Raw genomic sequence first — 24,027 nt, 5'->3', positions numbered from 1 at the left:
CTTACCTTTTCATCTCCAGTAAGTTTTGCGGAGTCAAAATTTTCTTTAATCTCAACTTTCCAATTCCAAAGCGACATCAAAGACGAACCAGAAGCAAGTGCGCAAAATTCCTCATCTCTTCTCTCTTGAAGTATTCAAGAGGCTTTAAAATGAGACAAAGTAAATCATTTAAGTTTATATAGACTGATGCCGATTTATAGGCGATGAAAACACTTATTATCAGTCTTGTGATGCTATCTCTACTTGCATGTCAGAAAAAAGAAACTGCCAATGAGCCGAGCGAAAGCATCGAGGGCAGTAGCTGGGGTTCTAACTGCGCCCCTGCCGGCCAGCTCTATGATTTCCGTACCGCAAATTTCACCAACGGACAGTTTTCTATGACTTCGAGTGCTTATGCTGATTATCGCTGCTCGACGGGGCTTCTGAAAATGGAAGCTAAAGGAACCTACACAATTGGAAGTGTCATTTCTTCGACCACCAACTATGTGGCAATCGATGAAGTCCTTATCAATATGCTGGTCACGCCACTGAATGCATCGGTCGTTAATAGCTATAACACAAACTCTTTCTGCGGATTTACAAACTGGGCATTGGGGGTCGCTAAAGATGTCGCGGGCTTAGTTTGTAACGGAGAACAAGTGACGGCATCAGGTACTGCAGGCTTTGATATTTATTATGCCTCTAACGGAGTCCTTAACTTTGGGCTCTTCGATGCCTCTCATGACGGATCATCCGCTTCCACACGACCTGTTGATCTCGATAAAAGCTTTAACTACACGAAGTAAAGTGGCCCGCCGCCGCCAATTTAATATCTTCGACTCTTTGAGTGGAACGAACCGTCCGCGAAAGTTCTTTGCCTAGTAGAACAAAGGCGCCCGCTTTTCAAATTTTCCGTTGCCAATCTTATAAATAACCGTATCAGCATCAAGTACGTGAAAGTATCCCGCCGAAAACTTTGAATCTATGACTGGTACCTGAACACGCTCTGTTCCGACCTTACTAAAATTGTTCAGGTCTGAAGAAGTATACACGTAACCACTACTATCTATGAGGTAGATTTTTTTTGCTTCAGTATCTATGCTAAAATCTAATATTTTAAGGTCTTTGAAGCCGCTCCACTTAATGTTGGCTTTTTTGGTATGAAATACCAAATCAGACTGTTTAACTATAAACTCACCATTGAATTCCGAGATTTTTTTCAAGGTATCGCGGGCATTTTTCTCCGTTAAGTTCTGTGACTTTGGAGTTGCGATAGATTTGGAGGTTTCCCAATTATCTAAGGTTGTTCGCAAATCATTGCCATCCAACGAACCGGCAATCCCCGCCTTATCGTTAGACATAAAAATCGAAGCAAGACGGTGATCGGTATTAAATGAGGTCTTAAGCTGCTTCCATGTTTTTCCAAAGTCTTCAGAATAGGTGATCAATCCAGCGGACCCACCCATCCAAACTTTTCCGTCCGGGGTGAAATATACTGAATATACCCACTGATCATGGGTTGGCTTACTCTCTTTCCATGTAATACCGCCATCTTCTGTATGATAGATTTTTCCGTTTAATCCCCCCGTTGCGATAGCTATTTTGGTATTAAAAAAACTAATTCTTTCAAGGTCACTTGCGTACTTATCTTTTGTAGCCAACAAAGAGCCAGGCACCCAGTTATCTTCAAACTTATTAATGAAATAAGAATAGCCTGCAGCTGTCGTAATCCACACTGTACCAGTAGGTGAAACTGAAAGTTCATTCACTCTTCCTCTTGGACTAAATCTCTTGAGTTCACTTGCAGTTTTGAATCGGAATCCTGGTGGAGGGTTTGGAGGAGTCGTCTGCCCTTCCGCCCACTCATAGTTTCCCTTAGTGCCATCTTTGCATCGAATACGATAGCTATCAATTATCTCGCCATTCTTTCCATAATTAGTCCCTACTCCAGCAAACTCTGGAGTTGAGCCATCAGGGCACGCCAAACTTCTGTAGAAGGCATGCCCACTAGCTACTATCTGTTCTGACTTCTTGATCATCTTATCTAATTCTTTGGGATCTATATCTTTTGGATCTAACGCCAGTGAGAAATTGAGTTTGAGCAAGACTGCTAAAAATAAAACGCATGTAAATTTACTCATATTTATAATATGAACAATGTATCTTTCAAAAATAAAGTGGAAATTACTTTCCTGGACAGAAGTAGTTAGTGCGTGTTTTAGAAAGCAGAGAACGCGTTTAATACTTTCAACGCTATTTCAAATTACTGCGTCTCAAAGTTTATTCAGACCTAAGGCCACTCGATTGTGCATATTCATCGCAATCGTTTTATATATTTGATATTGTTTATATCTAAATCAAATAGTTTACGAGGCAATATGCACGAGTTTTCAAAATTAACTTTCTTTGGAACTTTATTTTTTTGTTCATTCCTTTTTGCAGAAAATAAAATTGAAGATATTGATGCCATACTTATAAGAGACGATAGTTCTATTGGAGTTCACGCTCCTCCCAACTACTTTCTTGATAAAGACTCTGCTTCGAACTTTGGAGTATGTAGTTTCTATATCCAGGAAGGCAATACCTTTAATAATAGCCCTGCAGTCATTTATGCCCAAATCGCTCATCCGTTTGCAAAAGGAGAAGATGGAGTAGAAAAACTTGTGAAAGAAGTTGCAGATCCATACAAAGCAAAAAGCCCAAAGTTCAAATTAGAAAAACAGCCTGCATATACTTCAAAAAATAAATATAAGTTTGAAGTAAGGTATTTTCTTAATGGCCCTTCCCCGAATAACTTTGAGGCCGCTGCCTATTTAAAAAATAAAAAAAATATTCTTCAAGTCATTTACTCCGCCAGAAAAGAGTCTGATTTCACTTCAAATATCCAAGCTTTTTATAATACTCTTGATCGAGTAAGCCCTTACTCGACACAGATGCCCGCATTCTCTGGATCATGCCTTTATCCCGTCCAAACAGGAAAAACTCCGAATAAATAATTGAAGACAAGTACGGAGACTAATTGCGCCCCATCGTTATAGGAAGAAAGTATTGGATGACTACTCCGCAGGGACTGAGAGTAGTGGTTATTGCCAAAGAGACCAATAGCTCAAGCTCTTCTATAGGATTTGTTTTAGTAGAAATCGAGTCAAACGGTATACAAACTCACGTCCAGCGCTCAAAGTTACGTGAACTAAATCCAATAGGAAAAACACCTTTCAGAAATAAGGACGCGAAACCCACAAAGCTACGGAGGGTTATAATTGTGTATTCACTTTTCGCGGCGCTATTCCTGTTTATGCTATTTCATTTTTTTTCAAGATAGAATAGCGCGCCTCTAGCGATTTCAAACTAGCTGGATAGGTTTTCTGGCTGATACACCTGCACCATCGCTCCAGTACTGAAAACTTTCGTATCAATCAGCTTGAGGTACAAAGGCTTGCTGAGCTTTTCAAAGAGGCCGGCGCCGCGGCCGGCGGCTACTGGGTGCACGGCTAAAAGGAATTCGTCGACGAGGCCTGTTTGAACGAGGTTCTGTGCGAACTCGATGCCTCCGTGAGCCATCAAGTCTTTGCCTGGTTGTTGCTTCAAAGCTTTAATTTCCTCGGCCAGATCGCCCGTCAAAACTCTTGCATCCGCCCATCCCTTTGCACTTGTCACTTGGGTGGGATCAAAACCTTTTTTTGAAAAGATGATTTTTGGGATATCGTTCATCGCCTTGGCATTGGGACCGCTCGCTGTCGGCCAGAAACTAACAAACTCGCTGAATGTTTTTCGACCTACTAGATGGGCTCCGGCTTGGCTCATTTTCTCTGCCACCAAAGCCGCACCTTCGGGACTTCTGGATTTGCCAAAATCGAGCTTTCCGGCAGAGGACTCCATAAATCCATCGATTGAAACAGATATTCTTAAGATTAATTTTCTCATGGGTTCTCCAAGCGCCGTGGCTGAGCCCAATCATATCTTTTTAGTCTGCAGGATCAAGGCTGTAAATGGAAAGTTTCTCTATCTCGGTCGTCAGGCCGCTTCAGATAAGGCGTATATTCAAGAGGCGCCCCCGCAGGAATGAGAGGTTCGCGTTTTACGCTTTCAAAAAACTCTTTTAAGATTTTTGCGTGATGAGCTCCGGCCCAAGAATGCAAGTATGGAAAGTCCACTGCATTTCTTTCTTTGGGATCCACTATGAGATTAACCAGGTGAGGCGTTGCCAATTTCTGCGGAGGTTCCGTCAAGGTTCTTTGTAGATACATCACGAGTTTAAAATCGCGCCACTTCACTCCGTACAAAGTATCACCCATCCAATAAGGAAACCCCTCGCGAGATGAATTGCGCTGTCGTCCCTCTAAAAAACCGCGCTGATCAACTCCGTCAATTTCACGATCCTTAGGGATCTCGGCCCCCGCCCATCGCAAGAGAGTCGTGAACATATCCGTGATATGAACAATCTCATTACTCTGTTGATTCACCGGAACTTTTCCCAAATAGCGAACAATGCAAGGTGTGCGGAGAGAACCCTCCATGCCGGTAAAGTAAGAACCGTCAAAAAATCCTGAGTGACCGCGCCAAGGCTCCAGTTCTTCGGGGCCATTATCTCCGGAAAACACCACAATCGTATTTTCTTCCGCTCCAAGGTCTTTAAGCATATCAAGTAAAGAGCCAAAATCCGCATCCAGCTGAAGGAGACAGTCGGCCCAATCGCCCTGACCCGATTTACCTTTAAACTCTTTACGTGGAATCGTCGGAAAATGCATCAATGAGTGATTGAAATAAAGAAAGAAGGGCTTTCGTGCCTGCTGACTCTGTTCAATAAATTTTCGGCTGCGGCGTAAGAACTCACTGTCGATGTCTCGTCGCACATCGAGTGTCAATTGCTGGTCAATTTGGACTTTACCACCCTTGCGACTTTCAAGAACATAAGTGATTCCGTCGCGCTCGGGTTTGTACCAAGGATCTTCGGGCCACAGGCACTCATCCCAAGTCCGAGGAATGCCATACCACTCATCAAAGCCATGATCCGTAGGCCAACGCCCTTCACTGGCGCCGATATGCCACTTTCCAAAACAGGCAGTGGCATACCCCTGCTTCGACAAAATATCGCCCATGGTTTGTTCCCACGCGACTAAGCCTCCTTCATCTCCGGCCAAGGCGACGGTGTGATTGCCGGAGCGAATGGCATACCGACCCGTCATCAACGCTGAACGCGAAGGCGTGCATTGAGCTTCAGGAGCAAAATTAAAGAGCTTCATCCCTTGCTGCGAGAACGTATCAATACGTTTGGTATCCGCCCCGCGAAGAAGGCCTCCACCATAGCATCCCAGTTCTCCAAGCCCGAGATTATCCACGAGAAAGTAAATAATGTTAGGACGATTTGCACGCGATGCCATTCAGTTATCGTCACCTAATCTCTCTTTGCATTCTTCTCCGGATTAAAACCATCCCAGCTCTCGAAGACATCCATGAAGCCAGGCACTGTCTTTGCGCGGGCCCAATCACGTTGAAGTTCGCAATAGAGTTGGGTCTTACTGATAAGCTTTGCGCCGGCCTGCTCTACGCGACGAAGAGCTGCCTCGTGGGCTGCAACAGAAGTTCCACCAACGGCGTCCACGACAACATAAACTTCATAGCCCTCTTTCATCGCATCAAGCGCAGGGAAGGCAAGACAGGCTTCGGTCCATAGGGCCGTCATGATCAGCTTTTTTCTGCCGGTGGCAACGACGGCTTTTTTGAACTCCACGTCCTCCCAACTGTTGATCGTGGTGCGATCATAGGTTGGGTATTTTGCCAACACGTCCATCAAGGGGCCAATCGGTGGCTTATTTCTGCCGCTCGTGACGTTCACAGTCGAGTGAACTATCGGAAGATCATAGTTTACTGCGGCCTTTGCCGTATGAACGATATTGAATACCAATTCCTTCTGATCCATCGAGCGGATGGAACTCACCTGAATGGGTTGATAATCAATCACAATGAACGCTGAGTTTTGGGGCGTTAAAAGATGGTCCTTCAAAGGATCACGAATAGGTTCGCTAGACACGACGGCCTCCTAATGATGTTGGTAGATATTTTTTCAAACATACTACCAAAGGGCCTCTGAAACGCCTTATGTAATATTGCACTGAGCCTGCTATTTCTTTTTACGTACACTCTTCTTGGCATAGTGCTCGACAATGCAGTCCATGAAGTACTTATAAATTTCTTAGTCACACCACTGAGTACATCCGTCGTTAGTAGCTATCAAACAAACTCTCCGACCGTATATGCTATTTCGAAAAGTGCGGGTTTCGCCTCGTCGATAAGTGTTCGCAAGTGTTCAATATGTGTTTGAAACATCGGAAGTTTACGAACGGCTTCTTGCTGCTCCATAGAGGCAAAAACGCTGACTAGAACTGCTGTCTTTCCATCAAGCCCCTTGAACATCCTACCACCAATAAGGCCATCAAAATTTTTCGAAAGTTCAGAGGCAAAGCGCTGTTGTAAATCGATAAACTCATCAAGTTTGCCATTTTTTACCGTAAATATATTGATGACCGAAACTTTGCTCATATCCACTCCTTGTCTCAAGACAATTTATATAGTAGGTATCATCCTACTATAATTGTAGGTGATTTCCCACTAATTTCATATTAGAGTCGATATTATGGACTTAAAGCCTCAAAATGATTCACAAAACGAATTGCCGACCCGCCTTCTCGATCTGCCTATGTACCTGATGCTGATTCTGAGCAGGATAGGTTACAGAAACGCCGTACAGAGCAAAATCAAATTCAGAATGCCTGAATACGCCGTAATGGCGACCTTGGAAGAATTTGGCCCAAGCAATCAGCAAGCCCTGGCTCAACGAGTGGGTTTTGATAAGAGCGATGTGACCAAAATTATTAATAATCTCGAAGCCGCGGGCTTCCTAAGTCGCAAAGAGGACCATGAGGATCGTCGCCGATACTGGGTGAACCTCACCACATCGGGAAAAAGGCAGCTTGAACATGCCGAGCGAGAAATTACTGAGACAATGAAGAGCTTTCTCGGAGGACTCTCCTCTAGCGAATATAAAATGCTTCAAAAACTTCTCTTAAAAGCCCTCGCAAAACATGATTCTCGCTTTCAACGGACTTAAAAAAAGGACTCCTCTCAAGCGGAAATCTACTTATTCAAATCCTTACCGCAATTAGAGCAAAAGAGACTGCGGTTTTTTCTATCGAACGCATGAGTCTGAGCGTCGCAGGTTTTGTGAGCCTTTACATGGCTCATAAATTTCTCGCCACATGAGGGGCAGAATGCAACTGGAGGGTTTTGTTTTCCGTGATTGTAATTTCGGCAATTCGGTTTAGACGCCATTAGTGTAATACCTGTTTTGAAAGAGGATTGGATAATTCTTCAAGCTCTTCGTCTGAAGCTTCACGAACTTCAAGGGTTTCAATTTCAAAAATTAAATCCTGTCCAGCCAACGGATGATTCCCATCGAGACTCACGAACTCACCAAGAATTTGTGCTGCTGTATACGTATGGACCCGGCCACTTTTTCCCGCAAGGCGAATCAGAGATCCCACGCGAATCTCTTTCGGCAATTTCTTTCGAGGATACAGGATCACCTTTTTGGGATCATAGAACCCGTAAGCCTCTTCGGCGGGCAAATGAATCACCCTTTTTTCACCTTTGGTCAGGCCTGCGAGATGTTTAGAAAGACCCTTTAGAAAAAGCGGAGTCTCCTCCGCGGCGGTAAGAACATCTTTGTTCGTACTGTGACTAATTGTTTTTCCAGTTTTCGTGCGGAGATGACAATTAAAAGAAATGACTTGTACGGACATTCTAACCTTCATTTCTATAAAAGAAAAAGTCGGCTACTTATAGCCGACTCTTCTCATGCTAGTGACTATTTATATCTAGTAAGCAGTACGCGGTCGAAAGCTTCCGCCGCTACGAGATTTGCGGTTTTCCTGAGGTTTTGCTTCAGATACGTTCATCGCGCGCCCATCAAGCGAAAAACCATTGTATTTACCAATAGCGTCTTGAGCCTCAGCGGCATCTGACATCTCAACAAAAGCAAAGCCTTTGCTACGACCAGAGTCGCGATCCATAATGACATTCGCAGATTCAACAGAACCAGCTTGCGCGAACAGATCGTTCAATTGATTTGAATCAACTGAATATGACAGATTACCAACGTATAATTTTTTTCCCATTTTATGCCTCCCTAAAAAAGCTTGGGGGCCATTCGAAGAAGACAAAAGAAAATCTAATGAATTGTCAGAACGGACAGTGGTGATCAGAATACAGAGCTCTCTGCTATAAAGATATAGCTATTTCGCCAGAGCGAACCTGACCTACTTGGCAGGGAAAATAATTTTGACGTTCCTAGACGGTGACAAACCACCACTCTTGTCAGGCGCCATATCGAACACCGCCACTTAGGCGACGGACAAACTCTGCAATCGCTGACTGAAGTTGGTCAAAATAAAACCAACAGAAGGCGCGATTGAATGAAATAATATTTGTTTTATAGCAACGAGAAGTTTTAGTGAGGTGCCGCACTCTTGTTTTACTTTGGTAACTCGGTAGAATTTTTTCAAAATCTTTTCTGAGAAAGGACCCCCTATGTTTGCCGCAAGATATGTTCCCGGCCAAAAAGAGCTTTCGTTAGTTGATATTCCGAAACCTAAGCCAGGTCCTCTGGATGTCATTTTAAAAATTCGTGCAGCCGGCATTTGCCACTCTGATTTACATATTTTGCATGGAGATATTCCGTACAAAGAGACATTCACAATGGGCCACGAGGCCTGTGGCGAAGTCGTAGAAAAAGGCTCGGAAGTTGACACGGCTTACAGTGCCGGAGAATTGTACGCCGTACACGGGCCGAACCCTTGTGGGCATTGCAACTTCTGCCGTTCCGGGCATGATAACCTATGCAACGATCCAGGCAGAACATTTATTGGTTTGGGACAAGACGGCGCTTATGCTGAATATTTGAAAGTCCCCGCACGTAATATCGTCAAAGTTCCAAAAGGCATCAGCCCTGAAGTCGCAGCCGTCGCCACTGATGCTGTGTTAACGCCTTACCACGCCATCAAAACCATAGGTCAGGTCGGCTTAGGCTCTAAATTTCTAGCTATCGGCCTTGGCGGGCTTGGTATGAATGGAGTACAGATTGCTTTAGCCCTTGGTGCCCAAGTCACTGCTTGTGACTTAAAAGAATCGAATCTCGAGATGGCAAAATCATTTGGCGTGCAAAAGGTCCTTAACTCGAAACAGCTTTCTACACTCGCACCTCAGTCTTTTGATGTTATTGTGGATTTTGTTGGTCTCGAATCGACATTCAAAGATGCGCAAACCTACATTAAACCCGGCGGTACGATTGTGCTTGTCGGCTTGGGCTCAACAAAAGTTACTATCGAATCTACCGCTGCTATTACCTATCAAGTTCGTGTTCAAGGTACTTTCTGGGGAACTCATATCGAAATGGAAGAGCTCTATGATTTAATTGCTGCCGGAAAAATCAAACCACAAGTTGAAACCGCGCCGCTAAAAGAGGTCAATCACTGGTTACACGAGCTAGCTGAAGGAAAGATTAAGTCCCGAATGGCTTTGATTCCCTAAATTCGTATTATTTGACGTCGAACTAACTATATAGTTTATGCCAAAGAGGGATTCGGCAACCGCTTTGGCTTTTGTTTGATTTCAATGCTGATGAATTTACCTCTTGGCAAACTGAGCCGGAAATCTATCCAAGAAATAGCCCCATCCGTTCTCATGCCCCTTTGCAAGTTCATGATCAGGAAGATCCGAATGCACTAAAGTCATCAGTGTATCCTCGCCTCTTCTTTGGAAGGTCAGGGTTACGATGGATTCTAATCCTAAAGTGTTCGGTGAAACCCATGTATATTGCATTCGCATCGGCCTGTGTAGCTCAACAAAGCGGCCATATAAGGATTTGCCTTTGAAATTCCAATACCAGAGTCCATCCAATTGAGGGTTGAGTATTAACTTATCGCTCTCGTTCCAAGGAGTCCCCGGTGTCTCTGGATTTAACCAAGCATCAAAGACTTCCTCGGGCGAAGCAGGAATGACTCTTTCAAACTTGAAGTCTAGTTTCGAAGTGCTCATGATTTTTACCCCTCTCTAATTTTTCCGACGTAAATTCTTTTTTGCATAGTGCTCAACAATGCGATCCATGAAGTAGTTCCAGCCGCCTTCGTGCGCCTTTGCCTTCTCGTCTTTTGGCAGATCAGAGTGTGTGAGCGTCATCAGCGTGCCCTCGCTCACTTTTTTAAATGTCAAAGTCACTGTGGATTCTTCGCCGAGAGTATATCGTGACATCCATGTGAGTCTGATTTTTTTACCGCGTTTGAGTTCGAGAAAGCGGCCATAGTGAACATTGCCGTTGGTAAGCCAGTAATACAGGCCGTTCTTTTTCACATTGAGAATCAAATCGTCGTATTCGTGCCAAGGAGTGCCCGGAACTTTTGGATTGAGCCAGCCGTCATAAACTTCATTGGGAGAGGCCGCGATGGTGCGTTCAAAGCTCAATGCCATGGTCTTTGCATTTTTCATTTCTTCTTCTCCTTCTTTGCTTTCTTATCTTTAAAATGCTGTTCAAACTGATCAAGTTTCTTATTCCAGAACCGCTCGTACTCATGCACCCAGCCCGCCACTTGCTTGAGCGGTTCAGCCCGGAGCGAGATCATCACTTCGCGCCCTTGCTTTTCGCGCTCAATCAGTCCCGCCCGCTCGAGGAGTTTTAAATGCTTCGTCACCGAGTTCAGAGCCGTATCGTAAGGCTCTGCAATGTCGAGAAAGCGTGCAGGCCCATTCGAAAGCTGATCAAGGATCGCTCTTCGCGTGGGATGAGAAATAGCAGTCAGTACATCTGATAACTGGTCCATATTAATATTACACCATAAGGTGTAATATTTTGCAAGTAAGGTTTTTTGAAGGACAGAAAGCTAGCGACTTCAATGGGTTAGGCTTGGTCATGCCAGGACTAAAAGGACTAGAATTAGAATCGTCACTTGAAACCATCGCATGTCTTTGTGCATGCTCAATATGTTATAAGAAAGATTAGGAAAGGATCTATGAAAACAAGTTTGGTCAAATGTCTCGCAGTGATGTCTCTTTTTGTCGGCTTTGCTTTCGCAGCTCCACTAAAACCGAAAACTCTTGATGCCAAAGACTACTTCGAAAACGCCGCCGGGTGTTTTCTGCTTTATAATATGAAAACCAACACCTTTGAGAAAGTCATCGGCGAGGAAAACTGTCGTGTGGACTATCCGGCAGCTTCAACGTTCAAGGTACCACTGGCGGTAATGGCCTTCGACTCCGGCGCCCTGAAAGACGAAACCGAAGTGCTGAAATGGGATGGTAAAAAAGACGTCCGCCCCGAAGCCAATCATGATCAGGATGCCAAGAGCTGGATGAGGGACTCCATCGTTTGGTTCTCGCAAAGGCTGACCCCAAAGATCGGCGAGGAAAAACTTCAAGCTTATCTCAATAGCTTCAACTATGGAAACAAGGACCTCAAAGCCGGTATCACCCAGGCCTGGCTGGTGGCCCCGAACGCCAAAGGCCCGGCTTTAAAGATCACAGCTTATGAGCAAGTCGACTTTATGAAGAAACTGTGGACGAACAGCCTTTCGGCTTCTCCCCGCTCGATGAAGCTTACTCAGGATATTACTTACCTGGAAACCTCGCCTGATGGTTTTAAGCTAAACGGAAAGACCGGTTCGAGCTTCTATGACAAGAGCCACAAGCTCGCACTTGGCTGGTTTGTCGCCCACCTTGAAAAGGATGGCCTCGAATATATCGTCGTTACGAACTTCCGCGACCTTAAGCCCACCAAAAGCAAATCCTACGGAGGCCTCCGCGCGAAAGAGACCACCAAGAAAATCCTAGGTGACCTCAAGCTTTGGTAAAGATGGGCCTGACGATCGTGAGGGAAACCTCGCTAGTGTAAGCGCTCGTTTGTGGTCTGCAATACCCACTCTGGAACTTCCGCTTGTAAGGACTACTTAGTCTGCAGGCTGCCTCTTGCGAACTCTCTAAAATGGGACTAAAACTCGCACATTATTCGAATCGGAGTTCCCATGCGCTTACTTGCTCTTGTCACTGTCTCTAGCATGTTCTTTCCTCTCTTTGCCTCTGCCACCCCGGCGGTTTTACAACCTAACGCTGTTCTTGCAAATCCCCTTGCAATGACTGTCACTCAAACACTCGCATCCCCTAAAGACGATCGCTCAAAACGTGCAACGATCAGCTTAATACCTGAACGACGTCAGACGTTCCTCTTTGAAAAAGACTCTGATTTGAAATTCACGTACCGAGTTCAGAAAGATGCCACAGCACCGCTCGTTTTCATTGTTCCTGGAACCGGTGGCGTGGCTGAATCTGCGGGCGCTCTATTTTTAGCAGAGCAGCTCTATGACCTCGGCTATCAAACTGTGACTGTTGACGACGGTTTCTCTTGGAGATTCGCACTTTCGGCAAGTAAAACGGGCCTTCCAGGATTTACGCCGGCTGATTCGCAAGATCTTTATAAAGCTCTTCGCGCTGTGAACTCGAAACTTCAAACTGAGAAGAAAATCCAGCCGCGCTCTTACTCACTCGTGGGCTACTCACTCGGTGCTTTGCAGGCGGTCTTTATGCATCGCTTGGATCAAACAGAAAAAGCTTTCAACTTTGAGCGCGTTTTGATGATCGATCCACCAATGGATCTGATGCAAGCCGTGAACTCGCTGGATAACCTCTATAATATCGGCAACACACTCAGTGACAATCGCAAGCTATTCGTTTTTAACCGCGTGATTGACGTTGGCGGCAAGTACCTGAGCGCACACGCTGACTTCACCGATCCAAATCTTTTACAGCAAGCCTTTGGCGAACTGGGCTTTGACAGCAAGGATCTTGCTTATCTTATCGGCGGCAGCTTCCGCGACAGTCTGCGCGATGTGATCTTCGCGAGCCAGCAGATTCACGATTTGAAAATTCTGAAGATGCCGGTGACTCGCTATCATCGCAACGCTCGCTACGATGAAGCTCGCCAGTTCTCATTTAAACAGTACATGAGTCAGTTCCTTTATCCGCAGGTGAAAAAACAAAAAGGCTCTGGCTACAGCATCGATAAGATGAATAAAGAATCCAGCTTCTACCAATTCGGTGAGTACGTACAAACTCACAAGAACCTTTTCATTGTTCACACGGCTGACGACTTTATCTTAAAGTCTGGTGACATCGATTGGATCCGCAGCAAGTTTGGCGACCGCGCGGTGATCTTCCCATTCGGCGGACACTGCGGCGCCATGAACTTCCCAGCCTTTGCTGAATACCTTAAATCCGTCTTTTAAGGTGCCAGGTCCTCTTTCCGGACGCGCCGCCACATCAAAGCCAGGATAACCGCACCCGAGGCAGGCTCGAGGCTTGCAGTTATCCTGGACATGCCTAGAGCCAAAGCAATTCTTCAGTCAGAGTTTCCGTACAATATCAGCGCCCGTTGTATTAATCGGGAATGGTTCAACCTGCCTATGCCGACCGCCTGGGAAATATTCTGCCAGGAGTTGACCAGAACCTCTCATGAACACAACTTACGTATTCATAGTTTTGTTTTAATGAGTAATCACTATCATCTGATAGCCTCTACTCCAGATGCGAATATCAGTCAGTGCATGCATCAGTTTATGACACGAACAAGCCGTAAACTGACTCGTGCGGGCAATAGAATCAACGAGACTTTCGCCGGACGCCACTACAAATGCATTTTGCAACATCCAAACTATTTCTTGAATGCGTATAAGTATAACTATCGCAATCCCGTAAGCGCGGGCATATGTGAAAGAGTTGAGGCTTACCCATACAGCACTCTTCATGGAAAATTAAAATTATCTAAACTACTCATTCCTGTTTGCGAAGATACCACATTGGCATTTGATCAAATTGGAACACTAAATTGGCTCAACACAGCTCCAAACCCAGAAAAAATTGAAGCTTTTAGATTTGGTTTAAAACGTCAGTTTTTTACTTCGAAAAAAAATCGCATAGATAATAGTCCGATCCTCGGAGATTCTGACATCCTGTAACAAGAAACAGGACCTGGCACTTGAAGAAAAAGCGAAGGTATTTCGGGAGATCTTCATAAATGATGGGTGGCGGACCGGTTATAATAGGCAGCTATAGATAACCTTTGAAAAGGAGTGTTTATGGCATCCGTGAGTGAAACAACCGGTACCGGGCATAGTCCGAAAAAAGAACGAAGTGTTGCAGGAATTCTTTATCTTGCACTTTTCTTTGCCGTCGCAGCAGCTGTTGTCGTTTATTTTATGGCGAGCAGCCACGAAAAGCTCAATCCGTATGAATCCAATCGTCCAGGCGCAACAGCCCCTGATGTTGGATCACAGGTGCCAGGCGACCGTTCTGGTGCCGTGGCAGCTCCGCAATCTAACGAGGTTCCTGCACCCCAAGCAAAACCTGCAGAACCACAACAACAGCCGAATCAGTAATCAGAATAGGGACGGTCGCGTTTATCTATCAAACGACCGCTCGCGAAGATTACTGGGTAAGGGGCGATGGAAATACATGCTCTTTTCCAATATCTTCGCGGTTCCCACTCCCCAATACGAATAAGCTTTGATGACGTCCATCACGGGAACATGCAGAACTTCAACATCCGTCCTTAAGTCGATCTGAATACTCCCTGTGAAAGCCGCCGGAGCCGAAGGAGTAAAAATCACCACCTGTCCGTGCGGCAAATGCTCCACAATAAAAACCAACGTCGGCATCTCATCTTTCCTGGTAAGAAGAGCAGGCTCAAATAAAACATTATTCTCTTTCGGAACAAGCCTTTTAGAAAATTCTTTGAGCGTGCGATAGATCGGTAAGTGCATCAGCGTGCGTGATTCAACCCAGTCACCGAACCATAGGCCAAACCGGGTATTTGCCACAACTCCCAAGAGAAATGCGAAAAACAGCAGCAACAGAAAAGTCACAAACTCAGCGGCAAAGTTTCGTAGATAAAAATGTTGTGGGAAAATAGACTCTGCAAGTGGCGACGTGATCTTTCCGGTCATGGTTGTAAGTTTCTCTAAAAGAAAAACCATTAATACCAGAGGAAGGATCACGCCAATCCCAGCCAGAAAGCTGGATTTAATAACTTCTTTTAATCGTTTCATGAGAGGAGCCCTCCCATGAAATGATATAATACTTATTTACGACGGAAGAGTTGTTTAATCACAGGAGCGTACGGCGGAGCAAAGAACGCCAAATAGATCTGTAACAAGCCCAAGATGAGCGCGAGTGGCAATCCGCTTGGAGCCATAAACGCATGAACCATAAAAATGTTCAAAGTCACCGGCGCAATAACAACGAGCGCAAGCGGCACAAAGTTTCCGGTTAAAATTAACAACCCGCAAACAGTCTCAGTGATTTTTAGCAAATACATAAAGTAGCCGGTTGCAGCCAACCCCGTATTAAAGGCAACGAGCTTCTCAGGAAGACCTTCTGGCGGAGGTGTCCCCTTGATGGTCATGATCAACCCCATCAAACCGGAAGCGAAAAAGATAAAGCCAAAGATGATACGTGCAATGAGTGGTAATTTTGCTTTCATAATTGTAGTCCCCTTTTACATATCCCAGCTTAAAATGTGGAATTCGGCAAGGAAAGTCTGCAAAAGGTCAGGGTCGAGCAATCAATTTGCTTTGCTCAGAGCTCTGTTAAACAATCAACGACGGCTGATCAATAATGCCTTCGATAAAGCGCTTCATTTCGTCAAATTGAGATGGTCCGACGTACTTCACGTCATTGATAAAAAAGGTCGGAGTACCTTCGACGCCACTCATTTCTCCACTCATGTAATCAGCCCGCACCCGATTTAAGATCGCTTCGCTTTTGATGTCTTCATCAAATTTTCTAAGGTCCAGCTGTAAACTCGTCGCATAGTGAGCGAGATCCTGGGCCGTCAAACGATCTTGATTTTCATACAGCATATCGTGCATTTCCCAGAAGCGGCCTTGATTGCCCGCGGCCTCCGCCGCAGCGGCGGCTAACAGCGCATGCTGGTGTGATTGGATGAGTGGAAAATTCCTAAAACTAAAACGCAGGTCCTTGCCAAAATGGCGCTGCAACCTCTTAACAACCGGATATGCCATTCCACAGAACGGACACTGGTAATCTCCATACTCCAAAAGAGTAATACTCGCTTTCTCATTTCCTTGAATATGATCCTGACCTGAAACAGCCGTGTGCAGCTTATTGTGTGCCATAGGTTTTCTCCGTGGTGGAGTTAAATGGTATGAGCTTCTATCACCACTGCCTAGCTGCTTTTTAGCATGTTGAAAAACGCAAGCTCCTTGTTATCCTCGCTGAAAAGGAATTTTTATGGCCAATGCAAACATCGTCATCGAGTCGAGAGTGCAACTCTTTTCAACTTTGGCCGAGGCCGCCGAGCTAGAACACAATTTCATGTGTCTTTATCTGTATGCGATGTTTGGCCTTAAAAGAACTATCGCCGAAGGAGTCAGTCCCGAAGAGCTCGAAGCCATCGAGCGCTGGCGTCGCGTGATTCTTGGCGTGTGCCTTGAAGAGATGACTCATTTGGCACTGGTTTCAAACTTGTTCGTGGCCATCGGTTGTACGCCTCACTTCTCGCGTCCGAACTTTCCCGCCTTTCCAGGGATGTATCCCGAAGGCATCGTTGTTGAGCTTGCGAAGTTTGACATGAACACCTTGGATCATTTCATCTTCTTGGAGCGTCCGCGCGCCATCGAACTGCAAGATGGAAAGAGCTTTAACTCCGAAGTTCACTACAGCCGCACTTCTCAACCGGGAAAATTGATGCCCTATCATGGTGACTACGATACGGTCGGAGACCTCTATCAGGCCTTGCGGGATTCCATTGCTTATTTGTGCGAGACGGTCGGAGAAAAAGATCTCTTCTGCGGAAGCCCCGCTCAACAAATCGGCCCCTTAGATTCTCCATTACCAGGCTTGATGATCATTAAAGACAAAGAAACAGCCTTTAAAGCTCTGGACACGATCATCACCCAAGGCGAGGGCGCTCTTCAGGAAGAGGGCTCTCACTTTGCCCGTTTCATGGGAGTCAAAAAAGAATACGAAGAGCTTCTGAAAAAGAATCCAAAGTTTGACCCTTCTCGTCCGGTTGCAAGGAATCCGGTGATGCGCGTGCCTTTAGATAAAGAACACCGCGTGCTCGTCGATGAACCGCTGGCCGCACAGTACATCGACCTTTCTAATGCGCTTTACATGTTTATGCTGAAGTCTCTTGTTCAAGTCTATACGATCGAGAATCGCCCAAGTGCTGAAAAGAAAGAGCTCATTGAAATCGCGTTCACAGTGATGCATACGATGGGAATTATCGGCGAAACGCTCACTCACATGCCGGCGTCTGCGAGCTGCCCGGGAGTCAATGCCGGAATGAGCTTTGCTATGAACCGGTTTATGTCAGCCCTCTCCTCAAAAGGAGAGCTCGTGATTATCAATGAACGCCTTTCGCAGTTTGAAGATGTCTTTAAAAAACTCGTGGATGAGCTAACGAGCCGCGAGAAAGATAATAAAAATATCCACGCCTGTCTTGAACAGCTAAAGGTCGCAGAGTCACAGATTCGCGAAGTCATGATCCGCGCCCAACGCCTTGCTGGTAACGGCGCGGGGCACAGTAAAACTTCATCCAGTGCCGCGAGTTCCTTAGCCGAAGTCGCCCAGTCAAGCAGTGCGGCCCCCGTGGAAACGGCGGAGTCTGGCACCATCGCGGTTTCGTTTGAAACTAAGAAATGCATGCATGCCCGTCATTGTGTCACGCAACTTCCTGGCGTGTTTCTGGCAAACACCCCCGGCAAATGGATCTATCCTGAGAATGCTTATCCTGAAGAACTCGCGGCCGTCATTCGGCAGTGCCCTTCTGGCGCCCTTTTATACAAAAGCAAAAGCCCGAATCTGCACAACGAAGAAGCTCCCGCCGTCAATGTGATGCGCCTTCGTGAAAATGGGCCTTATGCGTTTCTCGCAGATTTACAAGTTGATGGACAAAGGGTCGGCTATCGCGCAACCCTTTGTCGCTGCGGAAAATCCAACAACAAACCTTTCTGCGATAGTTCCCATATTGCTGCTGGATTCAAAGCCGGTGGCGAGCCCGACACCATCGACAACACGGAGCTTAAAACCCGCGGCGGCACTTTGTCAGTACAGCGAACGAACAACGGCCCCCTTTCGATCTCTGGCAACCTTGAACTTTGCAGTGGTACAGGCCGGGTCGTTCTTCGCTGCGAGAGTGTTCGCCTGTGCCGCTGTGGAAATTCAAAATCAAAACCAATTTGCGATAGCTCCCATGTAGCGGCGGGGTTTAAGGATGCCATCGAAAGACCACCGGAAGCCCATGCTTAGGACTTCATTTCAAATATAGACGGTCCAGGAGCCCTCTTGACTTTCTTTTAATTAAGGATATATAATATCCTTAATTAAACGGAGGACTCCATGAGCCTAAGAGTGAATTACCCACAGATTTCCCCTGATTCCTATAAACACCTTCTCGCCCTCGAAGCATCCCTTGCAAATTCATCGATAGATAAATCGCTGCGTCAGCTAATTAAAATCCGCGTGTCGCAAATGAACGGCTGCCTGTTCTGCCTCGACATGCATGTTAAAGAAGCGAAAATCCACGGTGAACGCGAGCTTCGCATTGTCCATTTATCTGCATGGCATGAATCGAGCTTATTCACACAAAAAGAAAAAGTGGCTCTTGAATGGGCCGAGCGCCTGACGAAGATGCCGCAAACGGGAGTGGAAGACTCTGAGTTCCAGAAAGCGCGGGAGTATTTCTCGGAGAAAGAACTTGCTGATTTGACTTTCGTTGTCGGCACTATCAATATTTGGAACCGCTTCGGCGTGGCTTTCAGACCCACTCCCGGAGACATGGATAAATTAATGGGTCTGGATAAAAGTGGATTGGTGTAATGGTTTTAAGAAACCAAGTTGAATGGGCTCTGCACTGTTGTTCTGTTTTGTCGGCTCTTCCCGAGGGCAAATATCTTGCAACGAAAGATCTGGCAGAATTTCATGGCGTGCCAAAAGAGTACCTTTCAAAAGCATTGCAAGCCCTCGCTACTGCAAAGCTGGTTGATACAACTTTAGGTCCAACGGGTGGCTATCGCTTAAGTCGCCACCCGAAGGACATCACTTTTCTAGATATCGTCGAAGCTGTCGAAGGTCGTAAAACAACTTTCAACTGCACTGAGATCCGTCAAAACAATCCTTGCATGACGGCGAAATCCAAAGGCGTCTGCGATGTTGCAAAGGTCATGTACGAAGCCGACGAAGCTTGGCGCGAAGTTCTGCGCGGCATGAGCTTAGAGACACTCAGACGACAATTGGAGCAGAAGCTACCTCAGTCTCTCCAAGACAAAATGGCCGATTGGTTCGCTAAACGCTAACCTATTAAGACCTCTGCAAAAACACAAAGATGATCCCCAATTGAAATCTGGAGTTTTCCCTGAATATCTGGGAAAGTAGTTTCTACAGGAGTGACTAGCCATATTTGTCACCCCCGCCGTCAGCACCTTGTCGTTTACTTATAGCATGCGGGTTTTAGGCATAATGATTGCTTTAGGTAAAGATAGGAGTTTCTATGAAGTCATTGATTTTGTTCATTTTAACGATCCTTGGTTTTCAAACGGCGATGGCCCAACTCAATAATAAGATTCCTGAAGTGGGCGGCCACTATCCCCTTTTCACTTTTGAGAAGAATGAAAACCCCCAAAACATTCTCGTGCTTTACACGAAACTTGACAATAACTGCCATGTTGCCGAAGAAGCTCATATTCCGGTTTTTGATATGTACTGGTTGATGGATCGCCTCACTTACAAGCCAACGAATAGCCTGATCAAGAGTGGCATCAAAGACCGTTTGCAAGTGATTCCAACAAATGAATCTGCGGGTTTCTATATTTTGATTAATGATTTGAAGGAAGTGAATTCTGACTTACAAGATCCGCGTTTGACGGTGATCGCCGACAAACAACAAGGACAGTGCAAAGTCCGTTCACTCTTTACTCTGGGGCCTTCGGATAAGAACGCAACGATGCAGCTGATTTCAATATACTCTGAAGCGACAAAGACGGTGATGCCGCCTTTCCGCAAATTGAAGTCCGTCACTTTGAACGGCATTAATGTTCTAACTGGAGCAAAAATTAGTCGTAAGTATCTCGCAAAATAATACAAGGGCGCGAACCACGCGCCCTTTTCTTTTTATTAAGCTTGTTTTACAAACTGAACATCTAGGCTAATAGTGACATCGTCACCGACGAGGAACCCGCCGGCTTCCAAAGCCGCATTCCATGTCAAACCAAAGTCTTTGCGTTTGATTTTTGTCGTACCAGATGCACCGATTTTGATATTTCCCCATGGGTCTTTCATCTCATCACTTGGACCTTCCACGTCCAGAGTCACTTGCTGAGTCACTCCGTGAATTGTAAGGTCGCCAATCACTTTCAACTCACCGCCAGAGCCTTCGACACGAGTCGATTTGAAGGTAATTGTTGGGTATTTTTCGACATCAAAAAAGTCAGGACTTCTTAAGTGTGTATCGCGCTGTGGCTCGCGCGTATTAATACTTGCCGCCTCAATCGCAACTTGCACGCTCGATTTAGAAGGGTTGGCTTTATCGTATGTCAAAGTACCGCTCATTTTTTCGAAGCCGCCATGAACTTTGGCGATCATCATATGTTTAATGCTAAAGCTTGCAGTAGAGTGGGAAGGGTCGATTTGATAAGTGTTGCTCATTTGAATTCTCCTTAGTGATTTATTCAATTCAGTATCGTTAACTACATAATCACTCTATCGTGCGTTTTCATAATTTATTAGATAGCAAAAAATGGAATTATATTTCATACTAATGTATAATATGAGCGTCGATCTAAACGAAGTATTTGTTTTTATTAAGGTTATTCAAGAAGGCAGCTTCAGCCAGGCTGCTAAAAAACTAGGAATGCCAAATTCCACAGTCAGCGCCAAGGTATCGTCTTTAGAAAAACGTCTTGGAGTGACACTGATCCAACGCACCACTCGTAAGCTCAATATCACTGAGCCTGGCAAAGCTTATTTCAAACGCTGCATGCAAGGCCTTGAAGAAATTGAGTCCGCCGAGAGTGAGCTTGCCAGTGTTCAAGGCGAGCCTAATGGTCTTCTGAGAATCACGGGACCGGTTGAGCTCGGCAGCTCCATCCTTCCGGATATTCTGACAGAGTTTGCGAGCAAGTATCCGAAAGTGCGCACGGAAGTAATCTTAACTGACCGTCGCGTGGATTTACTTGCTGAGAGCGTCGACCTTGCTATTCGCGCCGGCGAGCTCAAAGACTCGACCCTTATTGCCAAACGTTTAGGCTCTGCTTATTTCGTGCCTGTGGCTTCGCCGAAATATCTGAAAGCTAAAGGTACTCCGTCGCATCCACGCGATCTGAGAAATCATCAATGCATCATCTATACTCCGCTTGGAATCGATGAATGGAAACTTGTCAGCTCTAAGGGTGGATTTAATGTGCCCCTCCCCGGCCGTATTATCGCCAATGACCTTAGGATGATTCGCATGCTCGCTCTTCGCGGTGAAGGCATTGCCCTTGTACCGACGCATTTGATTTACTCTGACTGCCAGGCGGGCAAACTTGTGCGTGTTCTACGCGATTGGCGAACGGCGATTTCGCCGGTTCACTTTGTCTATCCGGCACAGAAGTACGTGACGCCGAAGCTGAGCGCCTTTATGAGCTTAGCGACCGATTCTCTAAAAAAACTTTTTGAAGAATTTGAGATGTAATGACCTCCCTGAAAGAACTGGCTCTGCTTTTTCTAAAACTCGGCACCATCGGCTTTGGCGGTCCCGCCGCTCACATTGCTCTCATGCGGGATGAAGTCGTACAAAAAAGAAAATGGCTCACTGAAGATGAATTCTTGGATTACCTCGGCGCCGCCAATCTAATCCCCGGGCCAAACTCTACAGAGCTTGCGATTCACATCGGTCACAAACAAAGAGGTATCCCGGGACTTCTCGTGGCTGGCAGTTGCTTCATTCTTCCGGCAATGCTGATCGTGTGGATCATTGCTTGGGGATACCAAAAATATGGATCCCTTCCCGAAGTTGCGGGAATTCTCGCAGGAATTAAGCCTGTGATTATCGCAATTGTTCTTCAAGCTATCTGGGGTCTCACGAAGACTTCTGTTAAGAACATTCCTCTCGGAGTGATCGGAGCTATTGCGCTTCTGTTGAGTGCTTTGGGTGTTGATGAAATCTTGGTTCTTGGTATTGCCGGCGTTTTGGGTATTTTGTCGGTACAGATCCGCGGCCGTTCAGCATTAGTGCTTATTCCGACGTTGATTTTGTCCTACGCACTTCGCGCCGCCGCTGCAACAGGCGCCGAGAGTGATTCCGCAGCTAGTCCCCATCGCGTGTTCTGGAGCTTTGTGAAAATCGGATCGGTTCTTTATGGCAGTGGCTATGTGCTACTTGCCTTCATTCGTGCAGAGTTTGTTGAGAAGCTTCACTGGCTGACGGAAGCTCAGCTGTTAGATGCAATCTCCGTGGGCCAATTTACTCCTGGCCCCGTCTTCACAACAGCCACCTTTATTGGCTACATCATGGCTGGTTCCGCAGGCGCCATCTTAGCGACGATCGGGATCTTTTTACCGGCATTTATCTTTGTCGCCCTGAGCGCGCCGCTGATCCCCCGTCTTCGTAAATCCAAATCTGCGGGCGGCTTCCTTGATGGCGTGAATGTCGCTTCGCTGGCTTTGATGGTACTCGTGACTTGGCAACTGGGGCGCGCAACTCTCATTGATTGGAAAAGTTTTCTCATCTCGGCGGTGGCTTGTGTGCTTTTGATCCGTTACAAACTGAACTCCGTGTGGCTGATCCTCGCCGGAGGAGCCCTCGGCGCCTTAGCCCTTGGCATTTGAGTGAAAGTCAGTTAACTAGAGCTATGCATTTCGAAAAGCGCATCCCATTGATGATTGAACTTGGCTTCCGTGAAGAGGCCCTGCCTCAGCTAAAGGCCTACGTGGACCTTTTGTGGGCTGCCAACGAAGAACTCAATCTCGTGAGCCGTAAGATGACTTTCGAAGAGCTTATCGACAATCACATCATCGATTGCTTGCTGCCATTGAAACAGTTTCCACAGGGCGTGAAAGCAGCGGCAGATTTTGGTTCTGGAGGCGGCATGCCGGGTGTGATTTATGCCATTCAGTTTTCAAAGATTCCGTATCACTTATACGAAAAAAGCCCACTAAAGCAGGAATTCTTGAATCGCTGTAAAGCTGTGGCTCCGAATCTACAAATCCACGGAGAAATTCCCAAGAACTTGCCAGGCATTGATGTCGTTACAGCCCGCGCTTTTAAACCAGTCGATGTGATTTTAGATATCAGCCGCGATTATTATAAAAATGGCGGTAAGTACTTCTTGCTCAAAGGTCGTCGTGAAAAGATCGACGAAGAGATCACTCTTTCGCTCAAGAAGTTTAAAGACCTGAAGGCGACGATCGAGCCGTTGAAGTCTCCGATCCTCGACGTCGAACGCCACCTCGTTTTGATTTAAGCCCTACAGGTGTCTTTTTTCTTTAGGCTCGTTCATCCAATTATTATTGAGACCATCACAGTAACGAATCGGTGCATTGATAAATTCTGTGTTTTCGATTCCGGGAATAGTCGCTAGGTTTACGCTCACGTAAGCGCCACCTAGCACATCTAAATGCCCTTCACCATGAGTCGTGATTCCGCAGGTTTTGCAAAAGTAGTGGTGACCCGTCATCGTGTTGAATTGATAGTCGCCGTACTCTCCTTGACCCGTCAGTAGCTTAAAAGCCGCGGGCTTTGCGATCGTACCCCAGTATCTCGTGCGTGCGCAGTAAGTGCAGTTACAACGAGAACTTCCATTCGCAGGATCCAACTCAACTTGATAACTTACTTTACCGCAATGGCAGCTGCCTTTGAATGTCTGAGTGCTCATGGGGCCTCCTTCGGTTGGCCTTTAGTCTGTGGGTTATTTCATTTTGACAGCATGCTGTCATTTACTCAAGATAACC

30 protein-coding genes are annotated in these 24,027 nt (G+C 46.0%); 15 read left to right on the top strand and 15 right to left on the bottom strand.

What is annotated here, in order from left to right; translation table 11 throughout:
• Positions 1 to 203: 203 nt before the first annotated feature.
• A complete protein-coding gene (locus tag JSU04_03795; protein ID MBS1969400.1) occupies positions 204 to 785 on the top strand; it encodes a hypothetical protein in 582 nt (193 codons plus the stop codon).
• 72 nt (positions 786 to 857) lie between these two features.
• Here JSU04_03795 and JSU04_03790 read toward each other — a convergent pair whose 3' ends face one another.
• The gene (locus JSU04_03790; protein ID MBS1969399.1) at positions 858 to 2,120 is read right to left on the bottom strand and encodes a hypothetical protein; all 1,263 of its coding nucleotides are present in this window, start codon (positions 2,118 to 2,120) and stop codon (positions 858 to 860) included.
• A 237-nt stretch (positions 2,121 to 2,357) separates the two neighbouring features.
• On the opposite strand from JSU04_03790, the gene JSU04_03785 reads away from it, so the two are divergent.
• The gene (locus tag JSU04_03785) at positions 2,358 to 2,975 is read left to right on the top strand and encodes a hypothetical protein (GenBank protein MBS1969398.1); all 618 of its coding nucleotides are present in this window, start codon (positions 2,358 to 2,360) and stop codon (positions 2,973 to 2,975) included.
• Positions 2,976 to 3,327: 352 nt separating this feature from the next.
• Here the strand turns inward: JSU04_03785 and JSU04_03780 are convergent, their stop codons facing one another.
• From JSU04_03780 to JSU04_03765, 4 genes are all read right to left on the bottom strand, one after another.
• Entirely contained in the window at positions 3,328 to 3,903 is a 576-nt protein-coding gene (locus tag JSU04_03780; protein MBS1969397.1) for a dihydrofolate reductase family protein, read from the bottom strand.
• A 53-nt stretch (positions 3,904 to 3,956) separates the two neighbouring features.
• A complete protein-coding gene (locus tag JSU04_03775) occupies positions 3,957 to 5,360 on the bottom strand; it encodes an arylsulfatase (protein MBS1969396.1) in 1,404 nt (467 codons plus the stop codon).
• A 14-nt stretch (positions 5,361 to 5,374) separates the two neighbouring features.
• Positions 5,375 to 6,010 (bottom strand): hydrolase, encoded by a 636-nt coding sequence (locus JSU04_03770; protein MBS1969395.1) that lies wholly within the window; start codon positions 6,008 to 6,010, stop codon positions 5,375 to 5,377.
• Positions 6,011 to 6,210: 200 nt separating this feature from the next.
• A complete protein-coding gene (locus JSU04_03765) occupies positions 6,211 to 6,519 on the bottom strand; it encodes an antibiotic biosynthesis monooxygenase (GenBank protein MBS1969394.1) in 309 nt (102 codons plus the stop codon).
• A gap of 94 nt (positions 6,520 to 6,613) precedes the next feature.
• Here JSU04_03765 and JSU04_03760 point away from each other — a divergent pair, with 94 nt between their 5' ends.
• Entirely contained in the window at positions 6,614 to 7,087 is a 474-nt protein-coding gene (locus JSU04_03760) for a MarR family transcriptional regulator (protein MBS1969393.1), read from the top strand.
• A gap of 220 nt (positions 7,088 to 7,307) precedes the next feature.
• Here the strand turns inward: JSU04_03760 and JSU04_03755 are convergent, their stop codons facing one another.
• Complete coding sequence (locus JSU04_03755) at positions 7,308 to 7,778, bottom strand: FKBP-type peptidyl-prolyl cis-trans isomerase (protein ID MBS1969392.1); 471 nt, start codon at positions 7,776 to 7,778, stop codon at positions 7,308 to 7,310.
• 75 nt (positions 7,779 to 7,853) lie between these two features.
• Positions 7,854 to 8,153 (bottom strand): RNA-binding protein, encoded by a 300-nt coding sequence (locus JSU04_03750; protein MBS1969391.1) that lies wholly within the window; start codon positions 8,151 to 8,153, stop codon positions 7,854 to 7,856.
• A gap of 412 nt (positions 8,154 to 8,565) precedes the next feature.
• Here JSU04_03750 and JSU04_03745 point away from each other — a divergent pair, with 412 nt between their 5' ends.
• Positions 8,566 to 9,564, top strand: coding sequence for a zinc-binding dehydrogenase (locus JSU04_03745; GenBank protein MBS1969390.1), 999 nt, complete (start codon positions 8,566 to 8,568; stop codon positions 9,562 to 9,564).
• Between the two features lie 96 nt (positions 9,565 to 9,660).
• Here the strand turns inward: JSU04_03745 and JSU04_03740 are convergent, their stop codons facing one another.
• The 3 genes from JSU04_03740 to JSU04_03730 are packed head-to-tail and all read right to left on the bottom strand — an operon-like array spanning position 9,661 to position 10,850.
• Positions 9,661 to 10,071 carry an SRPBCC domain-containing protein gene (locus JSU04_03740; protein ID MBS1969389.1) on the bottom strand — a complete coding sequence of 137 codons (411 nt, stop codon included), beginning with the start codon at positions 10,069 to 10,071 and terminating at the stop codon, positions 9,661 to 9,663.
• A 15-nt stretch (positions 10,072 to 10,086) separates the two neighbouring features.
• Complete coding sequence (locus JSU04_03735; GenBank protein ID MBS1969388.1) at positions 10,087 to 10,518, bottom strand: SRPBCC domain-containing protein; 432 nt, start codon at positions 10,516 to 10,518, stop codon at positions 10,087 to 10,089.
• Positions 10,515 to 10,850, bottom strand: a complete 336-nt coding sequence (locus JSU04_03730; GenBank protein ID MBS1969387.1) for a winged helix-turn-helix transcriptional regulator — start codon at positions 10,848 to 10,850, stop codon at positions 10,515 to 10,517. Before JSU04_03730 ends, JSU04_03735 begins: the two co-directional genes overlap by 4 nt.
• 189 nt (positions 10,851 to 11,039) lie before the next feature.
• On the opposite strand from JSU04_03730, the gene JSU04_03725 reads away from it, so the two are divergent.
• From JSU04_03725 to JSU04_03710, 4 genes are all read left to right on the top strand, one after another.
• Complete coding sequence (locus JSU04_03725) at positions 11,040 to 11,876, top strand: class D beta-lactamase (protein MBS1969386.1); 837 nt, start codon at positions 11,040 to 11,042, stop codon at positions 11,874 to 11,876.
• A 171-nt stretch (positions 11,877 to 12,047) separates the two neighbouring features.
• On the top strand, positions 12,048 to 13,304 hold the full coding sequence (locus JSU04_03720; protein ID MBS1969385.1) for a hypothetical protein: 1,257 nt from the start codon (positions 12,048 to 12,050) through the stop codon (positions 13,302 to 13,304).
• Between the two features lie 90 nt (positions 13,305 to 13,394).
• A complete protein-coding gene (locus JSU04_03715) occupies positions 13,395 to 14,033 on the top strand; it encodes a transposase (protein ID MBS1969384.1) in 639 nt (212 codons plus the stop codon).
• 120 nt (positions 14,034 to 14,153) lie between these two features.
• Positions 14,154 to 14,453: a hypothetical protein gene (locus JSU04_03710; GenBank protein ID MBS1969383.1), complete on the top strand. Its 300-nt coding sequence runs from the start codon at positions 14,154 to 14,156 to the stop codon at positions 14,451 to 14,453.
• Between the two features lie 21 nt (positions 14,454 to 14,474).
• Here JSU04_03710 and JSU04_03705 read toward each other — a convergent pair whose 3' ends face one another.
• From JSU04_03705 to JSU04_03695, 3 genes are all read right to left on the bottom strand, one after another.
• On the bottom strand, positions 14,475 to 15,122 hold the full coding sequence (locus JSU04_03705; protein ID MBS1969382.1) for a DUF502 domain-containing protein: 648 nt from the start codon (positions 15,120 to 15,122) through the stop codon (positions 14,475 to 14,477).
• A gap of 32 nt (positions 15,123 to 15,154) precedes the next feature.
• Positions 15,155 to 15,556, bottom strand: a complete 402-nt coding sequence (locus JSU04_03700; GenBank protein MBS1969381.1) for a DoxX family protein — start codon at positions 15,554 to 15,556, stop codon at positions 15,155 to 15,157.
• 106 nt (positions 15,557 to 15,662) lie between these two features.
• Complete coding sequence (locus JSU04_03695) at positions 15,663 to 16,211, bottom strand: DsbA family protein (GenBank protein ID MBS1969380.1); 549 nt, start codon at positions 16,209 to 16,211, stop codon at positions 15,663 to 15,665.
• 115 nt (positions 16,212 to 16,326) lie between these two features.
• Here JSU04_03695 and JSU04_03690 point away from each other — a divergent pair, with 115 nt between their 5' ends.
• The 4 genes from JSU04_03690 (at position 16,327) to JSU04_03675 (ending at position 20,176) form a co-directional block, all read left to right on the top strand.
• The gene (locus tag JSU04_03690) at positions 16,327 to 18,348 is read left to right on the top strand and encodes a CDGSH iron-sulfur domain-containing protein (GenBank protein MBS1969379.1); all 2,022 of its coding nucleotides are present in this window, start codon (positions 16,327 to 16,329) and stop codon (positions 18,346 to 18,348) included.
• Positions 18,349 to 18,438: 90 nt separating this feature from the next.
• The gene (locus JSU04_03685; protein ID MBS1969378.1) at positions 18,439 to 18,918 is read left to right on the top strand and encodes a carboxymuconolactone decarboxylase family protein; all 480 of its coding nucleotides are present in this window, start codon (positions 18,439 to 18,441) and stop codon (positions 18,916 to 18,918) included.
• Entirely contained in the window at positions 18,918 to 19,394 is a 477-nt protein-coding gene (locus tag JSU04_03680) for an Rrf2 family transcriptional regulator (protein MBS1969377.1), read from the top strand. The genes JSU04_03685 and JSU04_03680 overlap by 1 nt, the downstream gene beginning before the upstream one ends.
• Before the next feature lie 194 nt (positions 19,395 to 19,588).
• Complete coding sequence (locus tag JSU04_03675; protein MBS1969376.1) at positions 19,589 to 20,176, top strand: hypothetical protein; 588 nt, start codon at positions 19,589 to 19,591, stop codon at positions 20,174 to 20,176.
• 35 nt (positions 20,177 to 20,211) lie between these two features.
• Here the strand turns inward: JSU04_03675 and JSU04_03670 are convergent, their stop codons facing one another.
• On the bottom strand, positions 20,212 to 20,742 hold the full coding sequence (locus tag JSU04_03670) for a YceI family protein (protein ID MBS1969375.1): 531 nt from the start codon (positions 20,740 to 20,742) through the stop codon (positions 20,212 to 20,214).
• Between the two features lie 121 nt (positions 20,743 to 20,863).
• On the opposite strand from JSU04_03670, the gene JSU04_03665 reads away from it, so the two are divergent.
• Genes JSU04_03665 through JSU04_03655 form a run of 3 tightly spaced genes read left to right on the top strand, consistent with a single transcriptional unit; the run spans position 20,864 to position 23,540 of the window.
• Positions 20,864 to 21,769, top strand: coding sequence for a LysR family transcriptional regulator (locus JSU04_03665; GenBank protein ID MBS1969374.1), 906 nt, complete (start codon positions 20,864 to 20,866; stop codon positions 21,767 to 21,769).
• Positions 21,769 to 22,905 carry a chromate efflux transporter gene (gene chrA, locus JSU04_03660; protein MBS1969373.1) on the top strand — a complete coding sequence of 379 codons (1,137 nt, stop codon included), beginning with the start codon at positions 21,769 to 21,771 and terminating at the stop codon, positions 22,903 to 22,905. The genes JSU04_03665 and chrA overlap by 1 nt, the downstream gene beginning before the upstream one ends.
• 23 nt (positions 22,906 to 22,928) lie before the next feature.
• On the top strand, positions 22,929 to 23,540 hold the full coding sequence (locus JSU04_03655; GenBank protein ID MBS1969372.1) for a class I SAM-dependent methyltransferase: 612 nt from the start codon (positions 22,929 to 22,931) through the stop codon (positions 23,538 to 23,540).
• Positions 23,541 to 23,543: 3 nt separating this feature from the next.
• On the opposite strand, the gene JSU04_03650 is transcribed toward JSU04_03655, so the two are convergent.
• Positions 23,544 to 23,951, bottom strand: coding sequence for a GFA family protein (locus JSU04_03650; GenBank protein MBS1969371.1), 408 nt, complete (start codon positions 23,949 to 23,951; stop codon positions 23,544 to 23,546).
• Between the last annotated feature and the right edge of the window lie 76 nt (positions 23,952 to 24,027).

Source organism: Bdellovibrionales bacterium (genome assembly GCA_018266295.1).
Classification (GTDB): domain Bacteria; phylum Bdellovibrionota; class Bdellovibrionia; order Bdellovibrionales; family Bdellovibrionaceae; genus JACMRP01.
Note: the sequence above shows the minus strand (reverse complement) of the source record. Positions and strands in the feature narration are given on the sequence as shown.